The organism is Mesorhizobium sp. M4A.F.Ca.ET.020.02.1.1 (assembly GCF_004022645.1).
Taxonomy (GTDB): domain Bacteria; phylum Pseudomonadota; class Alphaproteobacteria; order Rhizobiales; family Rhizobiaceae; genus Mesorhizobium.
The window spans coordinates 1-848 of sequence record NZ_RZOI01001240.1; the positions used below are offsets into that span (position 1 = coordinate 1).

General features: G+C 63.2%; 2 protein-coding genes. Both read right to left on the minus strand.

Annotated features, from left to right (window positions below; translation table 11 throughout):
• The coding region (locus tag EN742_RS36355) for a DUF192 domain-containing protein (protein WP_189375760.1) at positions 1–327 on the minus strand (327 nt) is incomplete at its 3' end.
• A 24-nt stretch (positions 328–351) separates the two neighbouring features.
• Positions 352–843: a cold-shock protein gene (locus EN742_RS36360; RefSeq protein WP_348632883.1), complete on the minus strand. Its 492-nt coding sequence runs from the start codon at positions 841–843 to the stop codon at positions 352–354.
• Between the last annotated feature and the right edge of the window lie 5 nt (positions 844–848).

Sequence of the window (848 nt, forward strand, 5' to 3'; positions counted from 1 at the left end):
CAGGTCGAGCGGCATCGGCGTGTTCTTCATCCAGAAAGTCAGGTCCCTGGACTCCTCGAACACGAACAGCATGCCGTGATCGTCGGCCATCTGCTGGCGGAACATCAGGCCCGCCTCTCGCTCATCGGATGTGTCGGCGATCTCGATCGAAAAGGAGCGTTCACCCGATTTCGTCACCGCCACCAGCGGCGTCGGGTCGACGGGCAGGATCATGGCCTGACCATCGGCCGAAGTCGGCCGCTGTGAATAGAAATAGACGGCGGCCGCGATGACGAAAGCCATCGCGACGCAGACCGCGCCAGCCGTCAGCCAGTTCCTGTGAAGCATGCAAGATCCTCGGCCGGACTGCGCTTAATGCGAGACCGGCAAGGTGCCCATATCCGGGTGAATTTCGGCAGCCATAAGGCCCTTGTCGCCGCGGCCGAAACGAACCAGCACGACCTGACCGGGCCTGAGCTCGGTGATGCCATAGCGCCGCAGCGTCTCCATGTGGACGAAAATGTCCTCGGTGCCCTCGCCCCGGGTCAGGAAGCCGAATCCCTTGGTGCGGTTGAACCACTTCACCAGCGCCCGTTCGAGTCCGCTCTCCGGCGCCACGGTGACATGTGTGCGCTGCTCCTGCATCTCGGCCGGGTGCACCGCCGTGCTGGCATCCATGGAAAGAACGCGGAAGGCCTGCAGGCCGCGCTCGCCCTGCTTGACCAGGCAAACGACACGCGCGCCTTCCAGCGCGGTCTGGAACCCGTCCTTTCGAAGGCATGTCACATGGAGGAGGATATCACCGGAGGCACCATCGTCCGGAAGAATGAAGCCGTAGCCCTTGGCCACGTCGAACCATTTGATCGCGC